This window comes from Paracoccus sp. MC1862 (assembly GCF_016617715.1).
GTDB lineage: Bacteria > Pseudomonadota > Alphaproteobacteria > Rhodobacterales > Rhodobacteraceae > Paracoccus.
On the sequence record NZ_CP067225.1, the window covers coordinates 3,064,695 to 3,084,991 of the forward strand.

The window sequence follows — 20,297 nt, forward strand, 5'->3', positions numbered from 1 at the left end:
CTTCATGCCGCAAACGCTGCCCTCGGGGGCGGCGCTGTCGGTCCTGGAAACCGTGATCGCCACGCGCTCGGCCAGCAGCGAGGGGACGGGCGCCGACCGGGCGGCGATTGCGGTGCTGGACCGGCTCGGCATCGGCGACCTGGCGCTGGATCGGCTGTCGGGCGGGCAGCGGCAGATGGCGGGGCTGGCGCGGGCGCTGGTCCGTGACCCCGCGCTCTTGCTGCTGGACGAGCCGACCAGCGCCTTGGACATGGACCGGCAGGTCCGCCTGGTGACCGAGGTGCGCCGCGTTGCCGCCGAGGGAGGGGTGGTGCTGCACGACCTTGCCCTTGCCGCGCAATGGGCCGACCGCATCGCCGTGCTGCACCGGGGCCGGCTTCACAGCTTCGGCACCCCAGCCGAGGTCGTCACGCCGAAGATGCTGGCCGATGTCCATGGTGTCGAGGCGCGGGTCGAGCGTTGCTCTCGCGGCCGTCTCATGGTGCTGATCGACGGCGAGAGCGCCTGAGCGGTTTACATTCCGCGCGCGGCCGGTTGTCCTGTGCCCGTTCCATGAGGTGTCCTCCATGATCTACCGCGCCGCCGCCACCCTTGTCGGAGCGGCGCTGCGCGCTGCGGTTCCGCTGGCGGGCGTGGCCTTGCGCGAGCGGCTGGTGCTGGACGCCCTTCCCCTCCCGGTCGAGGGCGGCATCTGGGTCCATGGCGCGAGTGTCGGCGAACTGAACTCGGCCCGTGCGGTGATCGAGGCGCTGGCCGCCGAACGCCCGCTGCTTGTGACGGCGAATACGGAAACCGGCCGGGCGGTGGCGCAGGGCTGGGGCTTGCCCGCGCGGCTGGCGCCGTTGGACGTGCCGGGGGCCGTCGCCCGCTTCCTCGACGCCGCCCGGCCCGCGCTGATGCTGACGGTCGAGAACGAGATTTGGCCCAACCGCGCCGCATTCGCGCGCCGCCGGGGCATCGCGCAGGCGATGATCGGGGCACGGATGTCGGAACGCTCGGCCCGGCGCTGGGGCAGGGCGCGCGGTCTCATCGGCCCGGTGCTGGAGGGGCTGGATCTGCTGTCGGCGCAGGACAAGGGGACCGAGGTGCGGCTGCGCGCGCTTGGCCTGCCGGAAGGGGCAATCGCGCCACGGCTGAACCTCAAGCTGCTCGGCCCCGCCGCGATCCGGCCGCCCCAGGACGCACCCGGGCGGGATCGCGTCTGGCTCGCCGCCTCGACCCACGAGGGCGAGGAAGCGCCGATCCTTGCCGCCCATGCGAGCCTGCTGGCGCGCTTTCCGGGGCTGCGGCTGATCCTCGCCCCCCGCCACCCGCGCCGGGCCGAAGAGGTCGCGGGGCTGATCGCCGCGCAGGGCTTCGAGGTCGCCCGCCTTGGCGACCGCGGCATCGCCGAGGCGGGCGAGCCGCCGGTCCTGCTGGTCGACCGGCTGGGCGTCATGGCCGAAGCCTACAGGGCGGCGGGCACCTGCCTGACCGGCGGTTCCCTGTCCGACCGCGGCGGCCATACCCCGTGGGAACCCGCCGCCTGGCGCTGCGCGCTGCTGCACGGGCCGCATGTCGCGAATTTCAGCGCCGATTATGCGCTGCTGGGCGCGCAGGGGGCAGCGCGGCAGGTCCGGGCGGATACGCTGGGGGGCGAACTGGCCGCGATCCTGTCCGATCCCCCGCGTCGCCATGCGATGGGACAGGCGGCGCGGCGGGCGCTGGACGCCGCCGCGCCCGATCCGGCAGACCTTGTCGCCCGGCTGCTGGCGCTGGCACCGCCCGCCTGATCCGCCTTCCGCCGCCCTCGGGGAATGCCTATATTCAACGCCCTGGAGGGTTGAACCGCATGATCCGTTATGCACTGCGCTGCGACAAGGGGCACGATTTCGACGGCTGGTTCCGCTCGGCCGCGGGCTTTGACAGGCTGAACGCGGAAGGGCAGGTGAACTGTTCCATCTGCGGCAGCGCCGCCGTCGAAAAGGCGCCGATGGCCCCGGCGGTGCCCTCGCGCGACGAGACGGGGGCGCGGCCGCTCGACCAGCCCGGCTCGGCGCTCGAGGCGGCGATGACGATGCTGCGCCGGCATGTCGAGGAAAACTCCGACTATGTCGGCGAGAGCTTCGCGGCAACCGCGCGGCAGATGCATGACGGCGAGATCCCGCACCGCCTGATCCACGGAGAGGCGCGGCCGGATGAGGCGCGCAAGCTGCTGGAAGACGGCGTGCCGGTCGCGCCGCTGCCCTTCCGCGTCACCCGCAAGCTGAGCTGAGACGCCTGCGGAAATGGAAAAGACCGACGGAAAGCCGGTCTTTCTGATGCCCTTCCGATGTCCTTCAGGACACCAGCGGCTTGTTGTTCTGGACGTGCCGCATCGCCAGCTTGCGCCCCATGCGGCCCGACGCCATCGTGCGGGCGGCGGGATAGCTGACGCTTTCGTCCCGCAGTTCGGGGAAGATCGCGAAGATCTCGTCGCGCCCGGCCTCGCCCGCCATGTTCAGCGCGTTGCGCCCCGGATGCAGCGATTCCGTTTCGGCGCCGTTCGACCAGACCACCTGATGGTCGTCGAACAGGAAGTGGACGTAATCGACGCCCGCCAGATCCTCGGCCACGTCGATGCCGTCGACCAGCAGCAACTGCTTGGCCGCGACCAGAACCTCGGGTGCGCCGAACAGACGCTGCGCCAGCTTCGAGCGGACCAGCACCCGGTGCTGCGGCGACACCACCAGGTCGGCCCGGGGCGTGCCGCGTCCCAGCGCGCCCGCCCTGATGCGGATCGGGCGCAGGTTCGGCGCGGCCTCAAGCTCGGCCTCGGTCAGGTGGCGGTGCCCGATCCAGCGGATCGGCTGGGGGCCTGCGTCCCTTGTCGTGACCAGCATCCCGACCTGAAGGTCGCCTGCGGGAACCCGGCCCTCGGGCGTGTCGATCAGCGCGTCGGCGCCGAAGCAGAGAACTGCTACGCTGTCATTCGTGAGGCTGTCGCCCGCCACCGCCGTGTTATTATTGCGAATGCTCAGCGTAAACGCCTGCTGGAAGCCGTTTGCGGTCGTGATGCTGTTCAACACCCCGTCGTCAGCCTGGTCCGCATGCAACCAGCCAAGCGCGTTCTGGTAGGTTGCAAGCCCCTGCGCCGCGCGCGAGGCGTTAAGGATCGCAAGGTTGGCATCGTTGTAATAGCTGCCGAGGTCGACCTGATCGTTGTCTCCGGTGAGGCTATCGACCGTGAAGTCGGTGATCACGTCTCCCGTGCGGACGACGAACACGTCACTGCCGGCACCCCCGGTCAGCATGTTGTTGCCTGTGCCGCCATCCAGCGTATCGTTGCCATCCCCGCCTTCAAGCACATCGTCGCCTGCGCCGCCGAACAGGCGGTCCGCGCCCGCGCCGCCAACCAGCGAGTCATTTCCGTCCCCGCCCTCGAGCAGATCAGCGCCCTCGCCGCCCAGAAGCGTGTCGCGGCCGGCGCCACCCTGCAGGATGTCGTTGCCGGCGCCTCCTTCCAGCGAGTCGTCGCCGAAGCCGCCGAGGATCGAATCGTTGCCGTCGCCGCCGAACAGGCGGTCCGCGCCGCCGAGGCTGTCGGTGCCGTTGATGTCGTCGCCGTAGATCGTGTCGTCGCCGGCATTGCCGTAGATGATGTCGGCGCCCCGGCCGCCGGTGACGGTATCGTTGCCTGCGCCGGCAATGACCGAGTCGTTGCCATCGCCTGCGAAGATGCTGTCCGCACCGCCGAGCGAGTCGGCTCCTGCCGTATCATCGCCGTAGATCGTGTCGTCGCCGGCATTGCCGTAGAGGGTGTCGGCGCCCAGCCCGCCGGTGACGGTATCGTTGCCCGCCCCGGCAATGACCGAGTCGTTGCCATCGCCTGCGAAGATGTTGTCCGCACCGCCGAGCGAGTCGGCTCCTGCCGTATCATCGCCGTAGATCGTGTCGTTTCCGGCATTGCCGTAGAGGGTGTCGGCGCCCAGCCCGCCGATGACGGTGTCGTTGCCAGCACCGGCATAGACCGTATCGTTCCCGAAGCCGGCAACGATGCTGTCTTCCCCGTCGCCGGCGTCGATCAGATCATTGCCGCCGAGGGTGTCGGTTCCCGCGATGTCGTCACCATAGATGGTGTCGTTTCCGATGCCGCCCGAGATGCGATCATCGATGGTGCCACCCTCGCCACTGCCACGGCCCGTGCTGAGCGTGATGCCGGGATCCCCGTCCCACAACCCGCCGATGATGGAATCGTCGCCGCTGCCGCCGAAAAGGTAATCCGACCCGGTCAGGCCGTTGATGGTGTCATTCCCGCCGGCACCGTCGATATAGTTCGCATAGGTTGACCCGTCTGCATCGACGCCGTCGCCATTGGTCCCGGTGATGTTGTCGCCGAAAGCGGTGCCGATGATGCCATCGATGCCCGAAAGGGTATCCGTCCCTAGGCCCGGCACGCTGACGGTGAACGAGTTGGCAGACATGATGATGGTCGCGCCGCCGGTCGCGCCCGCGGAATAATCCGCGATGTCCAGTCCCATGCCGCCGTCCAGCACATCGTTGCCGGTCCCGCCGATCAGGCGGTCCCAGCCGCCCTGGCCGTACAGGGTGTCGTTGCCCGCGCCACCATTGAGGACGTCGGTGTCCGTGGCGCCACCCGCGCCGGGCGGATTCGGGTTGGTGATCGTGCCAGCGTCGCCACCGCCTCTCAGAACGTCGGGACCCCCAAGTCCATTGATCGTATTGGGGCTGGTGGTGCCGTTGAGCGTCTCGGTTAAGAGGTTAGTGTTGGAGCCGGTTATCGGCGCATTGGTGGTGTAGATCGGCGAGATATGAACGGTCGCCGTGTCGATCGTCAGGCCCGAGGAAGCGGGCACGAAGAAGACGTCGTTGCCAGAGGCATAGAAGGTGCCGGCGATCGGACGTGAGGGGAACGTCTCTCCGCTTGCGGTTTCGCGGCCGGCCGCCAGGATGCTGCCTGCGCCGATGCGGGGAATGGCATCCGCAAAGTCCGTGGGCGTCGTTGCGACGGCGTCTCCATACCAGAGCGTATTGTCGCTGAGCGTCCCGGTATTGAGGTTGACGCGGTAGCCGGTGGGCATGATCATGCTCCGTTTTCAAATCAAGGTCATCACCGGCAGGACCGGCCTGTGCGCCTGTTCGAAGCGCGAGATACGGCTTCGCACGGGAAGCAAAGCCGACGACCAATGAGGCTGAATGAATGCGATTCCGCCCTGGGGGCCGGATCAAGCGAACTTTCAGACTGCAGCCCGCCGAGGCGGCCGAATCGTCGGGCAAGATACCCGTTTAAAGTGCGTATACCCTAACATTACACGGTTAACGCGAAAACCCGGAAAAACATCGCCCTGCCATCCAGTTGCAAGGATGCCGCACTTGCCCTTGCGCGGGCGCGGCCCTAAGAGCCTGCCGTCCGAAACCTGCGACTGGGGGGCTTGTCTGGATGCCGCTTCTGGTGATGAAATTCGGCGGCACCTCGGTGGCCGACCTCGACCGCATCGCGAATGCCGCCCGAAAGGTGCAGCGCGAGGTCGAACGCGGCTACGACGTCATCGTCATCGTCAGCGCCATGTCGGGCAAGACCAACGAACTCGTGGGCTGGGTCGAGGGCACCTCGCGGCTTTACGATGCGCGGGAATACGACGCCGTGGTCGCGAGCGGAGAGAACGTGACGGCGGGGCTGATGGCGCTGCGGCTGCAGGAAATGGGCGTGCCCGCGCGAAGCTGGCAGGGCTGGCAGGTGCCGATCAACACCACCGCCCAGCACGGGGCGGCGCGGTTCCTGTCGATCCCGCGCGAGAACGTCGATCAGAAATTCGCCGAAGGGATGAAGGTCGCCGTGGTCGCGGGCTTCCAGGGGATCGGGCCGGACGGGCGGATCACCACGCTGGGGCGCGGCGGGTCCGACACCACGGCCGTGGCCTTCGCCGCCGCCTTCGGGGCGGAACGCTGCGACATCTACACCGACGTGGACGGCGTCTATACGACCGATCCGCGCATCAGCGACAAGGCCCGCAAGCTGGACCGCATCGCCTTCGAGGAGATGCTGGAACTGGCCTCGCTGGGCGCCAAGGTGCTGCAGACGCGCTCGGTCGAGCTGGCGATGCGTTTCAACGTGCGCCTGCGGGTGCTGTCGTCCTTTGACGAAACCGACGAAACCAGCGGCACGCTGGTCTGTGCTGAGGATGAAATCATGGAATCCAGGGTCGTTTCCGGCATTGCCTACTCGCGCGACGAGGCCAAGATCACGCTGGTCACGGTCGAGGACCGCCCCGGCATCTCGGCCGCCATCTTCGAGCCCTTGGCCGAAGCGGGGGTCAACGTGGACATGATCGTCCAGAACATTTCCGAACGCGACTACGAGGATCATCCGGGCGCCGTGACGGACATGACCTTTTCGGTGCCGGTCAACCAGGTCGAACGCGCCCGCAAGGCGATGGAACAGGCTCGCGAAAACGGCAAGATCGCCTATGACGACCTGGCCGTCGATACCGAAGTGGCCAAGGTCTCGGTCGTGGGCATCGGGATGCGGTCCCACGCGGGCGTTGCCGCGCGCATGTTCCGGGCACTTGCCGACGAGAACATCAACATCAAGGTCATCTCAACCAGCGAGATCAAGATTTCGGTGCTGATCGACCGCAAGTATATGGAACTGGCGGTTCAGGCACTGCATGATGCCTTTGAGCTGGAAAAAGCCTGATTGACGCGCGTCGGTCACGGCCCGCTCGTGATCGCGGAAAGGAACGCGCCACCCATGCCCGAGCGGACGGAAAGCGAATCGCGCAAGCTGCTCAGGCGGCTGCGCGACACGCTGGCCGCCCCCGGCGACGGGCAGGCGCGGCTGGACAGCATCACGCATCACATAGCCGATTCGATGCGGACGCAGGTGTGCTCGATCTACCTGTTCTGCGATCCCGACACCCTTGAACTCTGCGCGACCGAAGGGTTGCGGCGGCAGGCCGTCCACCAGACCCGCCTGCGGCTGAACGAGGGACTGGTGGGCCGGGTCGCCCGCACGGGGCGGCCGATCAACACGGCCAACGCGCCCGCCGAGCCCGGCTTTCGCTACATGCCCGAGACGGGAGAGGAGGTCTTCCCCTCGTTCCTGGGTGTGCCGATCCAGCGCGTGGGCGAAAAGCTGGGGGTGCTGGTCGTCCAGTCGCGCGAGGCGCGCGAATATTCCGACGACGAGATCTACGGGCTGGAAGTCGTGGCGATGGTTCTGGCCGAGATGGCGGAACTGGGCGCCTTCCTGGGCAACGGCGCGCAGCTTTCGGCCCATCGCCTGCCGCTCGTCTTCCGCGGGTCCACCGGGCAGGAGGGCTCGGCCGAGGGGCATGTCTGGCTGCACGAACCGCGCGTCGTCATCACCAATCCCGTCGGCGACGACCCCGAAAAGGAACGCGCCCGGCTGACCGAGGCCGTGGCCATGCTGCGCCAGACCGTGGACGACATGGTCGACAGCGCCGATCTGGTCAGCGGCGACGGCGAGGGGGTGCTGGAAGCCTACCGGATGTTCGCCCGCTCGCGCAGTTGGCTGAGGCGGATGGAGGAGGACATCGACCTTGGCCTTTCCGCCGAGGCGGCGGTGGAAAAGGAACAGTCCCACGCCCGCGCCAAGCTGGAAAGCACGGGCGACCCTTACCTGCGCGACCGGCTGCACGATCTTGACGACCTGTCGAACAGGCTGCTGCGGATCCTGACGGGGCAGGGCCGCAACACCGGGATCCCGATGCCCGCGGACCCGATCCTCGTCGCCCGCAACATCGGCCCGGCCGAGTTGCTGGAATACGGCCGCAGCCTGCGCGGTGTCGTGCTCGAGGAAGGCTCGGTCGGCAGTCATGCCGTGATCGTGGCCCGCGCGCTGGCGATCCCGCTGGTGATCCACGCCGCGCGCATCACCTCGGACGCGCTGAACGGCGACCCGATCCTGGTCGATGGGGACACCGGCCTTGTCCATCTGCGACCTGAGGAAACCGTCGCCGCCGCCTTCCGCGACAAGATCGCGATGCAGACCGAGGCGCAGAAAAGCTATGCGGGCTTGCGCGACCTGCCCGCGCAGGCGCTGTGCGGCACGACGGTCAAGCTGATGATGAACGCGGGGCTGATGGCGGACCTGCCCAGCCTTGAAGGCTCGGGCGCCGAGGGGGTGGGGCTTTTCCGCACCGAACTGCAGTTCCTGATCCGCAGCCGGGTTCCCCGCCGCAGCGAACTGGCGGCGCTGTACCTGCGCGTCATGGACAACGCCCGCAGCAAGCCGGTGATCTTCCGCACGCTCGACATCGGGTCGGACAAGGTGCTGCCCTACATGAAACGCATCGATGAGCCGAATCCGGCGATGGGCTGGCGCGCGATCCGGGTGGGGCTGGAAAAGCGCGGCGTGCTGCAGATGCAGTTGCAGGCGCTGATCCGCGCGGCCGAGGGGCGCGAGCTGCATGTGATGTTCCCCTTCGTCGCCGATTGCGACGAATTCTACGAGGCCCGCGCCATGCTGATGGCGCAGATGGAACGCGAGGCCGCGATGGGCCACGCGCCGCCGACCGGCGTGAGGGTGGGGGCCATGCTGGAAACCCCGTCGCTTGCCTTCGCGCCCGAGGCGTTCTTCCGCGCCTGCGATTTCATCTCGATCGGTGGCAACGACCTCAAGCAGTTCTTCTTCGCCGCCGACCGGGAAAACGAGCGGGTCCGCAAGCGCTATGACACGCTGTCGGCCCCTTTCCTGGATCTGATCGAGATGATCGTGAACCGCTGCGCCGCCACCGACGTGCCACTGAGCTTCTGCGGCGAGGATGCCGGCCGGCCGGCCGAGGCCGCTACCCTGGCCGCGCTGGGATTGCGGGTCCTGTCGATGCGCCCGGCCTCCATCGGGCCGGTCAAGGCGCTGCTGCGCCGCACCGACCTGGCCGCGCTGAAGGCCCTGATCGACACCGAGCGCGCGGCAGGCACCGTGACCCTGCGTCCGGTCGTTGCCCGATTCCTGGGTCTCACCTAGCGGCAGGCGGCCAGCGCCTTTCCGACCGAGCGGATCAGTTCGGGATACATCCCGGACCCGAGCGGAATCGAGTCCCCGGCCGGGTCCACGACAGCGGTCTTCACGCCGCGCCCGCGGAACACCGTTCCCATGAGATCGGGGTCGAACTGCGGCTCGGTCAGGGCGCAGGTGACGCCCAGATCGGCCACCCGGTCGCGCAGCTCGGCGATGCGGGCGGGACCGGGGGGCGAGGCATCGCTGAGCGCGATGGCGCCCACCGCCGTCAGGCCGAAGCGGTGTTCGAAATACTGGTAGGCGTCGTGGAAGACGATAAAGCGCAGGTCCTGCAGGGGGGCGACGATGGTACGCGTATCCTCGACCGCCGCCTCGATCTGCGCGACGCCCGCCGCGGCATTGGCGTGGTAGCGAGCTGCGTTTTCCGGGTTGATGCCGGCCAGCGCCCTGGCGATTACCCCCAGCCAGATCTTGCCGTTCTCGGGGTCGAGCCAGGCATGGGAATCGAGGGGGCCGCCCGTCGCATGGTCATGGTCCTCCTCGCCATGGTCATGCGGCTCGAAGGTGGCGCCGGTCCGCATGGGCAGGGTGATCGTTTCGGGCTGTTCCAGCAGCCGCAGCCGCTGGGCCGATCCGGCCAGCGAGGTCAGGGGCCGGTCCATCCAGGGCGAAAGCTGCGGCCCGATCTTGATGATAACATCGGCCTCGCGCAGCTTTTTCGCATCCGAGGGCTTCAGCGCGTAAAAATGGGGCGAGCCGCCGGGCGGGATCAGCAGGTCGGGCTGGCCCACCCCTTCCATCACCTGCGACACCAGCGAATGGACGGCGGCGATGTCGGCCACGACCTTCGGCGGCTCGGCCCCGGCCGGAAGGGCGAGGACGGCGGTCAGCGCCGCGAACAGCAGGGATCGTGGCATTATCTTCCACTCCGGTCTGGAACATTCCGGCGAGTTATAGTATAACGTTTCTGCCGTCAATAATCGCGAGGGGCGCCATGCATGACCATGACCGCTGCATTGCCAGGGCGATGGCCCATGTCGATTCCGCCTGTGCCGAGGAAGGCCTGCAAATGACCCCGGTGCGCCGCCGCGTGCTGGAGATCCTGCTGGAAGGGCACCGGGCGCTGGGCGCCTACGAAATCCTCGACCGCCTGCGGGCCGAAGGCTTGGGCAGTCAGCCGCCGGTCGCCTATCGCGCGCTGGACTTCCTGCGCCGCGCGGGCTTCGTCCACCGGATCGAGACGCTGAACGCCTTTGTCGCCTGCACGAAAGGCGGAGAGGGCCATGTCCCCGCCTTCCTGATCTGCCGCCAGTGCCATCGGGTGATCGAAGCCTCGGCCGAACCCGCGCAGGGCCAGCTTGAAAGCGCGGCCGAAGGCGCGGGCTTCGCCATCGAAACCGCCGTGCGCGAGGCCGAGGGGCTTTGCGCCGACTGCCGGACCGCCGCGTGACCGGCGGCGAACCCCTTGTGACGCTGGCGGGCGTGTCGGTCGCGATGGGCGGTCAACCAGTCCTGACAGCCATCGACCTGACCATCCGGCGGGGCGAGATCGTCACGGTGGTCGGCCCGAACGGATCGGGCAAGACCACGCTGATGCGGGTGATCATCGGTGCGGTGCGGCCCGATGCGGGCCGGCTGGCGCGGGCGCGGGGCCTGCGGCTCAGCTATGTGCCGCAGCGGCTGGCGATCGACCCGACCATGCCGATGACGGTGGGGCGCTTCATGAACCTGCCGCAGCGGCGCGACCCGGCCGCCATCGCCGGGGCGCTGGACCGCGCCGGGCTGGCGGGGCTTCAGGCGCGTCCACTCGCCGGACTGTCGGGCGGGCAGATGCAGCGGCTGCTGCTGGCCCGGGCGCTGCTGAATCGGCCGGACCTGCTGATCCTCGACGAAGGGACCGCGGGGCTGGACCAGCCGGGGGTCGCCGCCTTCTACGAACGGATTGAGCAGGTGAACCGCGAGACCGGCTGCGCCGTGCTGATGGTCAGCCACGATCTGCAGGTGGTGATGCGGGCCTCGGACCACGTGATCTGCCTGAACGGCCATATCTGCTGCGAGGGGACGCCCGAGACCGTCTCGATCTCGCCCGCCTATCTGGGCCTGTTCGGGTGCGGGGCAGGGGCGCTGGCGCTTTATCGTCACCATCACACCCACAGCCACGATGACGGCCAGCCCTGCGCCCACAGCCACGAGGACGCCGCCTGATGCTGGACGACTTCATGCTGCGCGCGGCCATGGGCGCGATCGGGCTGGCTTTCGCCTGCGCGCCCCTGGGCTGCTTTGTCGTCTGGCGGCGCATGGCCTATTACGGCGACGCCACGGCCCATGCGGCGCTGCTGGGGGTGGCGCTGTCGCTGGCCTTCGCCCTGCCGCTGTTCCCGGCAGTGATCGTGGTCGCCTTGGTCATGGCGGCGGTGGTCGCCGGAATGGCCGGGCGGCAGTCGGTGGACACGATGCTGGGCGTCCTGTCGCACGGGGCGCTGGCCGCGGGCATGGTCGCGGTCAGCTTCGTGCAGGGGGTGAGGACGGACCTGTCGGCCTATCTGTTCGGCGACATCCTGTCGGTGACATGGGCCGACCTCGCCCTGATCTGGGGCGGCGCGGCGCTGGTCGCGGCGCTGATCGCCTGGCGCTGGTCGGCGTTGCTGCTGGCAACTCTGTCGCCCGAGATGGCGGTGGCCGACGGCATCCGCCCGCGGGCCGAGCAATGGGCGCTGAACATCGCCCTCGCGCTGGTCGTCGCGGCGGGCATCCGCATCGTCGGCGCGCTTCTCATCAGCGCCATGCTGATCATCCCCGCCGCCGCCGCCCGTCCCCTGGCGCGTTCCCCCGAAGCGATGGTGGCCATCACCGTCCTGATCGGCTCGGGTGCCGGGCTGCTGGGCCTCGGCGCGGCCTTCCGGCTGGACACGCCCACCGGCCCCACCATCGTCTGCGCGGCGGTGGCGCTGTTCGCCATGGTCACGGCGCTGACCCTGACCCGCCGCCGCATCGCCGCCCGGGGATTTTCCTGACCCAACGTCAGCCCCCGCGCCTATACTGCCCGCAGGGAGAGGCCGAATCATGGAGACACGCCATCACGCCGACCGCGTGATCGAGCGGACCTGCGCGTCCAACGACCTGACGCCGCTGACGGCAAGCTGGCGGCGGTCAGCGCTGCGGCATGGGCTGGACCCTGCCGCCCCTGTCCGGGCGCAACGACTGACAACGGCGGAACTCGCCGCCCGGCGCGAGGCCATGGGCGCCTTCCTGTCGGTCGCGGCCCAACCGGTGGACGAGCTTTACCGTCTCGTCAGCGGCTCGGGCTGCGCCGTCCTGCTGACGGACGCGGACGGCATCCTGCTGGACCGCCGCGCCCAGGCCGCCGACGCGGCGGTCTTCGACGCCTGGGCGCTCGCCCCCGGCGCCGACTGGTCCGAGGCCGCGCAGGGCACCAACGGCGTCGGCACCTGCCTTGCCGAAGGGCGCGGCGTCATCATCCACCGCGACCAGCATTTCCTGTCCTCGAACACGGGGATGAGCTGCATCGACGCGCCCATCCACGGGTCCGAGGGGCAGATCATCGCAGCGCTGGACGTCTCCAGCGCCCGGGCCGACGCGACCGAGGGGATCAACGCCCTGATCGCCGCCATGGTCGGCCAGTCCGCCCGCGCCATCGAGGTCGCCTGGTTCCGCGCGGCCTTCCCCGGCGCCCGCATCGTGGTGGCAGGCGAGGGGACCGAGGCGCTGGTCGCCGTTGACCGCGACGACCTCGCCATCGGTGCGACCCGCGCCGCTCGCCGGGCGCTGGGGCTGCCGAAGACCGGCGCGCTGAAGCCGCGCCCGCTGTCGGACCTGCTGGCCGAGGCAGAGGGCGGCGAAGGCGGGTTCGACCGCGCCGAGCGGGCCGCCGTGATCCGGGCGCTGGCCCGCGCTGAAGGCAACGTTTCCGCCGCCGCCCGCGCGCTGGGCGTCGGCCGCGCCACGCTTTACCGCCGGATGAGCCGCCTGGGGATCGCGCCCGAAGGCGCGCGTCCCGGAATCGAGACAGTCGGGCGGGCCGATGTCCCGCCCGGCGGTTGACCGCAAGCCTTCGGGCTTTGCACCATGTGCCCGTCCGGAAACGAGGAGCCGGGCCGCATTCTCTGGGAGGAGACACCATGCCCAACGACCAGACGCATGAGTTCAAGGGCGTCAGCGCCATGCCCTTCGCGGCGCGCTATGACAACTTCATCGGCGGCAAGTGGGTCGCGCCGAACGCCGGCCGCTATTTCGACAACACCACGCCGATCACCGGCGCGAAGATGAGCGAGATCGCGCGGTCCGACGAATCCGACATCAACCTGGCGCTGGACGCGGCCCATGCCGCAGCCGACGCTTGGGGCCGCACCAGCCCGCAGGAACGCTCGCGGGTTCTGCTGAACATCGCCGACCGGATGGAGGCGAACATCGAGCTGCTGGCTGCGGCCGAAACCTGGGACAACGGCAAGCCCATCCGCGAAACGATGGCCGCCGACCTGCCGCTGGCGATTGACCACTTCCGCTACTTCGCGGGCGTGCTGCGGTCGCAGGAAGGCAGCCTGAGCCAGATCGACGACAACACCGTCGCCTACCACTTCCACGAACCACTGGGCGTGGTGGGCCAGATCATCCCCTGGAACTTCCCGCTGACGATGGCCTCGTGGAAGCTGGCCCCCGCGCTTGCGGCCGGCAACTGCGTGGTGCTGAAGCCCGCGGAACAGACGCCGGGCAGCATCATGCTGCTGATGGACCTAATCGGCGACCTGCTGCCGCCGGGCGTGCTGAACGTCGTCAACGGCTTCGGGCTGGAAGCGGGCAAGCCGCTGGCCTCGTCCAAGCGCATCGGCAAGATCGCCTTCACCGGCGAAACCTCGACCGGCCGGCTGATCATGCAATATGCCGCCGAGAACCTGATCCCGGTGACGCTGGAACTGGGCGGCAAGTCGCCCAACGTCTTCTTCGCCGATGTCGCGCGCGAGGATGACGATTTCATGGACAAGGCGCTGGAAGGCTTCGCCATGTTCGCGCTGAACCAGGGCGAGGTCTGCACCTGCCCGTCGCGCGCGCTGGTGCAGGAATCGATCTACGAGCGCTTCATGGAAAAGGCCGTGAAACGCGTCGAGGCGATCAAGCAGGGCGATCCGCGCGCGTCCGACACCATGATCGGCGCGCAGGCGTCCAAGGAGCAGCACGACAAGATCCGCTCCTACTTCGACATCGGCCGGGACGAGGGCGCCGAGATCCTGACCGGGGGCGATGTGGCCGACCTGGGGGGCGAGCTGTCCGCGGGCTACTACATCAAGCCCACGATCTTCTCTGGCCACAACAAGATGCGGGTCTTCCAGGAGGAGATCTTCGGCCCCGTGGTGTCGGTCACCACCTTCAAGACCGAGGCCGAGGCGCTGGAGATCGCCAACGACACGCTTTACGGCCTTGGCGCCGGCGTGTGGAGCCGCGATGCGAACACCTGCTACCGCATGGGGCGCGGCATCAAGGCGGGCCGGGTGTGGGTGAACAACTACCACGCCTATCCGGCGCATGCGGCCTTCGGCGGCTACAAGCAGTCGGGGATCGGGCGCGAGACGCACAAGATGATGCTGGACCACTACCAGCAGACCAAGAACATGCTGGTCAGCTATTCGCCCTCGAAGCTGGGCTTCTTCTGAGGCCTTTCGCCTGAAACGATTGCCTGCCGTGGAAACGCGGCAGGCATTTTTTGTGCGCCCTTGGGCCAAGGAAGCAGCCAACCGCCCGTAAGGGCGGAAGATACATGCAAAAAGGGGAAATGGCGGACCCGGAGCGATTCGAACGCCCGACCCCCAGATTCGTAGTCTGGTGCTCTATCCAGCTGAGCTACGGGTCCGTCGTAGGGCGGGTAGGTAGGGCTAGCCGCAGGGGGATGCAAGCGGAAAAATCGCGCACCGCGATCTTTTCCGCGCGTCAGGCCGCCGCGATCTCGCGCGGCAGGCGGAGCTGGAACTCGGTTCCCGTCTCGTCTGTGCGCGCCAGTTGTAGCCGGCCGCCGTGGCCCCGGATCAGGTCGGCGGCAATGGCAAGGCCAAGGCCGGTGCCGCCCTTGCGGATGCCGCCGGTGAAGGGCTGGAACAGGTTCTCGCGCGCCTTCTGCGGCAGGCCGGGGCCGGTGTCGCCGACGCGGATGCACCAGTGGCTTTCGTCCTCGGTGGCGGAAATCTCGATGGTGCCGGGCTGGCGGGTCGCCTCGATCGCCTGCCGCGCGTTGCGGGCAAGGTTCGCCAGCACCCGGTAAAGCTGGTCGCGGTCGGCGCGGATGCGCATTCCGGCGGGGATATCGGCGATGAACTCGACGGCCGCCTCGCCCATGGCCTCGCTGGCAAGCTCCTCGGCCTCGATGACTTCCGCGACCAGCGGGCGCAGGTGGAACAGCGACAGCGAGGGGCGCGGCTCTTCGGCCTTGCCGAAGGCCAGCGTCGTTTCGCAGAGGTTCACCGCGCGCGAGATCGAGCCCATCAGCTTGGGCGCGGCACGCCGCACGGCCGGGTCGGCGCTTTCCTCCAACCGGTCGGCAAGGATCTGGCCCGTGGTCAGGATGTTGCGCAGGTCGTGGCTGATCTTGGCCACCGCCTGTCCAAGCTGGGCCAGCCGTTCCCGCTGCTTCAGCGAGGCGGTGACGGTGTGCTGCAGGCCTGCCAGCGCGATCTCGGCGTCGCGCACCTCGCCCATTCTGGCTCCTGGCGTGATGATCGTGCGGCTGTCCTCGGGCGAGGCCGCATAGGCGGTCATGTGACCGATCACGCCCCGGATCGGCCGGACGATCAGCCGCTGCGTCGCCAGGTTCAGCAGCACCGCCGTCAGCAGCGAGAAGGCGGCCGAAACCGCCAGCAGGCGCAGGGCGAACTCGATCATCGCCGCCCGCATGGGGGCGGTATCCATCGTGATCTCGATCAGTTGCCCCGCGTCGCGTACCGGCTCTCCGATCACGCGGATGACCTCGGGCTGGGCGTTCAGCAGGCGGCTCATCGTGTCGCGGACGTCGGCAGGCCAGTTGCGGTCACGCAGGTCGTAGGTGGCCGAGATTGCCTGCGGCAGGGCCGAAGACAGCACCAGTTGGCGAATGTCGTCGCGGCGCAGGACGACGTTGAAGACGCCCGCGTTTTCCAGCAGCTCGCTTTCAAGGTCGGCGGCGATGGATTCGTCGGTCGCCAGCAGCGCGAGGCTGGCGATCTGCGCCCGCTCCAGCCGTGTTTCCAGGTAGTCGCGGCGGAAGTTGGTGACGCTGGGAACAAGGATGAGGATTTCCGCCAGCAGGACGAACACGATCGTCAGCAGGGCAAAGCGGCCGGAAATGCTGTTGAAGGTCATGTGGTTCCGTATCGTCCCAGAGCCGGGGCGCCGGCAATCGCATCGGCCCTTGGCGGCGCTGATGTTCAAACATATGTGATCCTGGCCGGGTTCCAAGGGTGCGACGACGCGCCGTTGCGTCGCGAAAAACAGGTGGGGCGGCGGTGTTTCTGTTGACTCGCGGGTCTGCCGGCCGTATCAGCCGGGTTTCGCATTCCCGGCGCGCCTGCGTGGGCCAATGGCCCATACCCTGCGCGTCCCAGTTGTTGGAGCAAGACGATGAAACGCACCTTCCAGCCGTCGAACCTGGTTCGCGCGCGCCGGCATGGTTTCCGCGCCCGCATGGCCACCAAGGGCGGCCGTCGGGTCCTGAACGCCCGCCGCGCCAAGGGCCGCAAGGTCCTGTCGGCCTGATCGGCCTTGAGCCGGTGGCCGAGGCGCTGACCGCTGACGTCCCGGCACCCGCCGGTGACGCGCAGGACGCCTGCCGACCGGCCATGACGACCCTGGCCCGCCGCGCCGATTTCCTGCGCGCGGCATCCGCCCGCCGTCAGGGAACGGCGGGCTTTCTGCTGCAGGCCCGTCGCCGCGACCCGGCCGAGGCGGGCACGGCGATCCGCGTTGGTTATACCTGCTCAAAGAAGCTCGGCAATGCCGTGGCCCGCAACCGCGCCAAGCGGCGTCTGCGGGCGCTTGCGCGCGAGGTGATCCCGGTACAGGGGCAGGGCGGCTGGGACTATGTGCTGGTCGGCCGCCCCGAGGCGACCGCCACCCGCGACTTTGCCGATCTGCGCGCCGACCTCAGCCGCGCGCTGGCCCGCGTCCATGCCGGTCCCGATCCGCGCAGCCCAGATCCAGGCGCTCAGCCCCGCCGAAGGGGCAGGGGATGACGCCGCTCGCCCGCATCGTCGCGCTGCCGGTGCGCGCCTATCGGCTGCTGTTCAGCCCATGGGTGGGCCATGCCTGCCGCTTCCAGCCGACCTGCTCGGCCTATGCGCTGGAGGCGCTGGAGCGGCACGGGTCGTTGCGCGGAGGCTGGCTGACGCTGCGGCGTATCGCGCGTTGCCATCCTTGGGGCGGCTGGGGGTATGATCCGGTACCGCCTGCCCGGACGGCCCGCCGATGACTGGCCGCCTGTGCGATCCTGCCGGGCCTGCTGCTGGTTGCGCTGCTGACTTTCGTTTTCGAGGCATGGGTCCCGCGATGCCCGCGCCTTACCTTCCAAGGGCCGCCTGATGCTGGACGATGCCACCGACACCGCCGACGAGACTGAGATTCACCCGCTGTTCCGCGGCGCGCCCTCCTCCACCGAGTTCCGCAAGCTGAGGAAGCGCCTCGTGCGCGAGGTCCGGGCGGCGATCGAAACCTATCACATGGTCACACCCGGCGACCGCTGGCTGGTCTGCCTGTCGGGGGGCAAGGACAGCTATACGCTGCTGGCAGTGCTGCATGAGCTGAAATGGCGCGGGCTGCTGCCGGTCGATCTGCTTGCCTGCAACCTCGATCAGGGCCAGCCGGGCTTCCCCGCGACCGTGCTGCCCGAGTTCCTGACGGAACGCGGCGTTCCGCACCGGATCGAGTATCGGGACACCTATTCCGTCGTGAAGGCCAAGGTGCCCGAGGGCCGCACCTATTGCAGCCTGTGTTCCCGCCTGCGCCGGGGCAACCTGTATCGCATCGCACGCGAGGAAGGGTGCAGCGCGGTCGTGCTGGGCCACCACAGGGATGATATTCTGGAAACGTTTTTCATGAACCTGTTCCACGGCGGAAGGCTGGCCTCGATGCCGCCAAAGCTGCTGAATGAGGACGGCGACCTGAACGTGCTGCGCCCCTTGGCCTTCGTCGCCGAGACCGACTGCGAGCGTTTTGCCCGCGCCATGAACTATCCGGTGATCCCCTGCGACCTTTGCGGCAGCCAAGAGGGGTTGCAGCGGATGCAGGTCAAGAAGCTGCTGGATGAATGGGAGGCGCGCAGCCCCGGCCGCCGGCAGGTGATGTTCCGGGCGCTGACCAACGTGCGCCCCTCGCATCTGCCCGACCCGGTGCTGTTCGATTTTGCCAACCTCGCGCCTGCGCCGACGCCCGCCGGGGACGTGCCCCGGCTGCGTGATCAGGACTGAAGCGGCACGTCCTCGCTTTCCGGCCAATGCGCGAAGGGCAGCACCCGCCCGTTGCGGCGGCTTTCGGCGATGCGGTCGAGGTCGATTTCTGCCTTGATCCAGCCGGGCGCGTCCATCACCCCTTCCGCCACGATCCCGGTTTCCGGCCACAACCCGTCCGGGGGCGCGTAGATCGCGGCGATCCCCCGGTTCTCGTCAATGGCGGGGTTCCAGTCGCAGTCGCCCACGGTCGGGGCCTGGACGACGACGCATTGGTTCTCCAAGGCCCGTGCCATGCAGCCGATGCGGACGCGCATGAAGCCCGCCACGCTGTCGGTGCAGCTTGGGGCCAAGAGGATCTCGGCCCCGGCTTCCGCCAGCTTGCGGGCAAGCAGGGGGAACTCGCTGTCGTAGCAGATGATGATGCCGAGCTTTCCGACGGGCGTGTCAAAGACCTGCAGGCCCGGCGCGCCGGTCACGTTCCAGTCCTCGCGCTCGAAGCGGGTCATGATCTGCTTGTCCTGATGCCCGATTCTCCCCTGCGGCCCGAATAGCACCGCCCGGTTTACTGGCCGCCCGCCGCGCGTCGGGAAAGCGGGACCCGAGGTCGCGAGGATATGGCAGCCATGCTCCGCCGCGAGCCGCGCATGGAGTGCGTCCCGTGCGGCCTCGTGATGCACGACCTCGTGCAGGCTGGCTTCAAGGTCGCGGGCAATTTCAGGGCCGCCGAGACTCGCCAGTTCCATCGCGCCATATTCGGGGAAAACCAGCAGGTCGCAGTCGGCGGCATCAGTGACCCAAGCCGTGATCTTGGCCTCATAGGCCGCGAGGTCGTCGAACCAATCGAAGGGATAGGCGGCGGCGGCGATGCGGACGGGGCGGCTCACAGCGGTTTCATCCAGAATTGCAGTTGCTTCGTCGTCTCCTCGGCGTCCCCGAGATCGCGCCAGTGGAAATTGGCGACAACGCCCGGCAGGGGCTGGTAGCCGCGCTTGCGCCAGAAGCCGTCGAGCGGGCGGTAATCCGCGGGCCGTGCCGGGTGGTCGGGGGGGCGGATGACCGAGCAGAAGGCCGCAAAGCGCCGCCCCAGGCTGCGCGCCTGTTCCTCGCGCCCATCGAAGAAGGCGTGGCCCAGGCCATGGCCGCGATATTCGGGCAGCAGGACTGACTCGGCGCAGTAGAAGATGTCCTCCAGCCGCTCGGGGCGGTCCTCGAAGGCGGCTGCGAAATCCTCGGCGTGATGTTCCATCGGCGCGCCGGTGGCGGCGCCGATCATGCGGGTGCCGTCCATCGCCGCGACGACCACCGCGCCGGGGGCGGTGTAGGCCTTGAGGTACTCGCGCTCATACCCCTCATCGCCGTCGTAGAGATAGGGCCAGTCGCGGAACACCGCGATCCGCAGCCGCGCGAGATCGTCCAGCACCCCCGCCGCCGCCTCTCCGGTCAGGATGCGCGTGGTGATCACGAGACCTGCCGCACCCAGTCGGAGAGGTTGTAGTAGGTCGTCACCCGCGCGATCTTGCCGTCCTTGATGGCAAAGAACGTCCCTGCGGGCAGGCGATAGCTCTGCCCGCGCGCTTCGGGCAGGCCGGGGTCGGTTTTCAGGTAGGTGCCGTTCACGATGAACTCGGCGGCGCCCCGGCTGCCGTCCTCGCTGGCGAAGATCACCATGTCGGTGAGGTTCTCGCGGTAGGTCTCGCTCATGTGCCGGTTGAAGGCGGCGAAGCCGTCCTTGCCGCGGCGGATGCCGCCTTCGTTCACGTGATGCTCGAAATCGTCGTGCAGCATGGTTTCCATCGCCTCCGGCTCGCCCCGGTTGAAGGCGTCGTAATAGGCGGCGATCAGTTGCTTGGTCTCGGCTTGGGACATGGGCTTCCTTTCCGTGGTTTCCCAAGGACTAGCGGGGCGGGGCGCGA

General features: G+C 68.5%; 20 protein-coding genes and 1 tRNA gene. 14 read left to right on the forward strand and 7 right to left on the reverse strand.

Going from position 1 to position 20,297, the window contains the following annotated elements; all coding sequences use genetic code 11:
- The first annotated feature begins 4 nt into the window (after window positions 1-4).
- From JGR78_RS15150 to JGR78_RS15160, 3 genes are read left to right on the forward strand one after another with little or no spacing between them, the layout of a single operon-like run.
- Complete coding sequence (locus JGR78_RS15150; protein ID WP_234450776.1) at window positions 5-508, forward strand: ABC transporter ATP-binding protein; 504 nt, start codon at window positions 5-7, stop codon at window positions 506-508.
- A gap of 58 nt (window positions 509-566) precedes the next feature.
- Window positions 567-1,772: a 3-deoxy-D-manno-octulosonic acid transferase gene (locus JGR78_RS15155; protein ID WP_182805275.1), complete on the forward strand. Its 1,206-nt coding sequence runs from the start codon at window positions 567-569 to the stop codon at window positions 1,770-1,772.
- Window positions 1,773-1,831: 59 nt separating this feature from the next.
- Window positions 1,832-2,254, forward strand: a complete 423-nt coding sequence (locus JGR78_RS15160) for a DUF1178 family protein (protein WP_182805277.1) — start codon at window positions 1,832-1,834, stop codon at window positions 2,252-2,254.
- Window positions 2,255-2,318: 64 nt separating this feature from the next.
- Here JGR78_RS15160 and JGR78_RS15165 read toward each other — a convergent pair whose 3' ends face one another.
- Window positions 2,319-5,060, reverse strand: coding sequence for a Hint domain-containing protein (locus JGR78_RS15165; RefSeq protein WP_200559360.1), 2,742 nt, complete (start codon window positions 5,058-5,060; stop codon window positions 2,319-2,321).
- 359 nt (window positions 5,061-5,419) lie between these two features.
- Between JGR78_RS15165 and JGR78_RS15170 the strand changes: the two genes are divergently transcribed.
- The gene (locus JGR78_RS15170) at window positions 5,420-6,676 is read left to right on the forward strand and encodes an aspartate kinase (protein ID WP_182791114.1); all 1,257 of its coding nucleotides are present in this window, start codon (window positions 5,420-5,422) and stop codon (window positions 6,674-6,676) included.
- A 54-nt stretch (window positions 6,677-6,730) separates the two neighbouring features.
- Window positions 6,731-8,968, forward strand: a complete 2,238-nt coding sequence (gene ptsP, locus JGR78_RS15175) for a phosphoenolpyruvate--protein phosphotransferase (protein WP_182805281.1) — start codon at window positions 6,731-6,733, stop codon at window positions 8,966-8,968.
- On the opposite strand, the gene JGR78_RS15180 is transcribed toward ptsP, so the two are convergent.
- Entirely contained in the window at window positions 8,965-9,879 is a 915-nt protein-coding gene (locus JGR78_RS15180) for a zinc ABC transporter substrate-binding protein (RefSeq protein WP_182805284.1), read from the reverse strand. The two genes, ptsP and JGR78_RS15180, sit on opposite strands and share 4 nt — an antisense overlap.
- A 77-nt stretch (window positions 9,880-9,956) precedes the next feature.
- On the opposite strand from JGR78_RS15180, the gene JGR78_RS15185 reads away from it, so the two are divergent.
- From JGR78_RS15185 to adh, 5 genes are all read left to right on the forward strand, one after another.
- The gene (locus JGR78_RS15185; RefSeq protein WP_182791061.1) at window positions 9,957-10,412 is read left to right on the forward strand and encodes a Fur family transcriptional regulator; all 456 of its coding nucleotides are present in this window, start codon (window positions 9,957-9,959) and stop codon (window positions 10,410-10,412) included.
- Window positions 10,413-10,456: 44 nt separating this feature from the next.
- The gene (locus tag JGR78_RS15190; protein WP_182805316.1) at window positions 10,457-11,167 is read left to right on the forward strand and encodes an ATP-binding cassette domain-containing protein; all 711 of its coding nucleotides are present in this window, start codon (window positions 10,457-10,459) and stop codon (window positions 11,165-11,167) included.
- Entirely contained in the window at window positions 11,167-11,976 is an 810-nt protein-coding gene (locus tag JGR78_RS15195; protein ID WP_182791060.1) for a metal ABC transporter permease, read from the forward strand. Before JGR78_RS15190 ends, JGR78_RS15195 begins: the two co-directional genes overlap by 1 nt.
- 49 nt (window positions 11,977-12,025) lie before the next feature.
- Window positions 12,026-13,024 (forward strand): GAF domain-containing protein, encoded by a 999-nt coding sequence (locus JGR78_RS15200; RefSeq protein WP_182791059.1) that lies wholly within the window; start codon window positions 12,026-12,028, stop codon window positions 13,022-13,024.
- A gap of 77 nt (window positions 13,025-13,101) precedes the next feature.
- Window positions 13,102-14,628 (forward strand): aldehyde dehydrogenase, encoded by a 1,527-nt coding sequence (adh, locus tag JGR78_RS15205; RefSeq protein ID WP_182791058.1) that lies wholly within the window; start codon window positions 13,102-13,104, stop codon window positions 14,626-14,628.
- Window positions 14,629-14,748: 120 nt separating this feature from the next.
- On the opposite strand, the gene JGR78_RS15210 is transcribed toward adh, so the two are convergent.
- Together JGR78_RS15210 and JGR78_RS15215 are read right to left on the reverse strand one after the other, a co-directional pair.
- A tRNA-Arg gene (locus JGR78_RS15210) sits at window positions 14,749-14,825 on the reverse strand.
- A gap of 77 nt (window positions 14,826-14,902) precedes the next feature.
- Window positions 14,903-16,303, reverse strand: coding sequence for a HAMP domain-containing sensor histidine kinase (locus JGR78_RS15215; RefSeq protein ID WP_182791057.1), 1,401 nt, complete (start codon window positions 16,301-16,303; stop codon window positions 14,903-14,905).
- A 258-nt stretch (window positions 16,304-16,561) separates the two neighbouring features.
- Here JGR78_RS15215 and rpmH point away from each other — a divergent pair, with 258 nt between their 5' ends.
- The 4 genes from rpmH to ttcA all read left to right on the forward strand — a co-directional run bounded on the left by rpmH (window position 16,562) and on the right by ttcA (window position 18,402).
- Entirely contained in the window at window positions 16,562-16,696 is a 135-nt protein-coding gene (gene rpmH / locus JGR78_RS15220; protein WP_073061402.1) for a 50S ribosomal protein L34, read from the forward strand.
- 83 nt (window positions 16,697-16,779) lie between these two features.
- A complete protein-coding gene (rnpA, locus tag JGR78_RS15225; RefSeq protein WP_182791056.1) occupies window positions 16,780-17,172 on the forward strand; it encodes a ribonuclease P protein component in 393 nt (130 codons plus the stop codon).
- Window positions 17,169-17,408 carry a membrane protein insertion efficiency factor YidD gene (gene yidD / locus JGR78_RS15230; RefSeq protein WP_182791055.1) on the forward strand — a complete coding sequence of 80 codons (240 nt, stop codon included), beginning with the start codon at window positions 17,169-17,171 and terminating at the stop codon, window positions 17,406-17,408. Before rnpA ends, yidD begins: the two co-directional genes overlap by 4 nt.
- A 109-nt stretch (window positions 17,409-17,517) precedes the next feature.
- Window positions 17,518-18,402, forward strand: a complete 885-nt coding sequence (gene ttcA / locus JGR78_RS15235) for a tRNA 2-thiocytidine(32) synthetase TtcA (protein ID WP_182805286.1) — start codon at window positions 17,518-17,520, stop codon at window positions 18,400-18,402.
- On the opposite strand, the gene JGR78_RS15240 is transcribed toward ttcA, so the two are convergent.
- From JGR78_RS15240 to JGR78_RS15250, 3 genes are read right to left on the reverse strand one after another with little or no spacing between them, the layout of a single operon-like run.
- Window positions 18,393-19,268, reverse strand: a complete 876-nt coding sequence (locus tag JGR78_RS15240; protein WP_182805289.1) for a carbon-nitrogen hydrolase family protein — start codon at window positions 19,266-19,268, stop codon at window positions 18,393-18,395. The two genes, ttcA and JGR78_RS15240, sit on opposite strands and share 10 nt — an antisense overlap.
- Window positions 19,265-19,846: a GNAT family N-acetyltransferase gene (locus JGR78_RS15245; RefSeq protein ID WP_182805291.1), complete on the reverse strand. Its 582-nt coding sequence runs from the start codon at window positions 19,844-19,846 to the stop codon at window positions 19,265-19,267. Before JGR78_RS15245 ends, JGR78_RS15240 begins: the two co-directional genes overlap by 4 nt.
- On the reverse strand, window positions 19,843-20,250 hold the full coding sequence (locus JGR78_RS15250) for a ketosteroid isomerase-related protein (RefSeq protein WP_182805293.1): 408 nt from the start codon (window positions 20,248-20,250) through the stop codon (window positions 19,843-19,845). Before JGR78_RS15250 ends, JGR78_RS15245 begins: the two co-directional genes overlap by 4 nt.
- Window positions 20,251-20,297 lie beyond the last annotated feature (47 nt).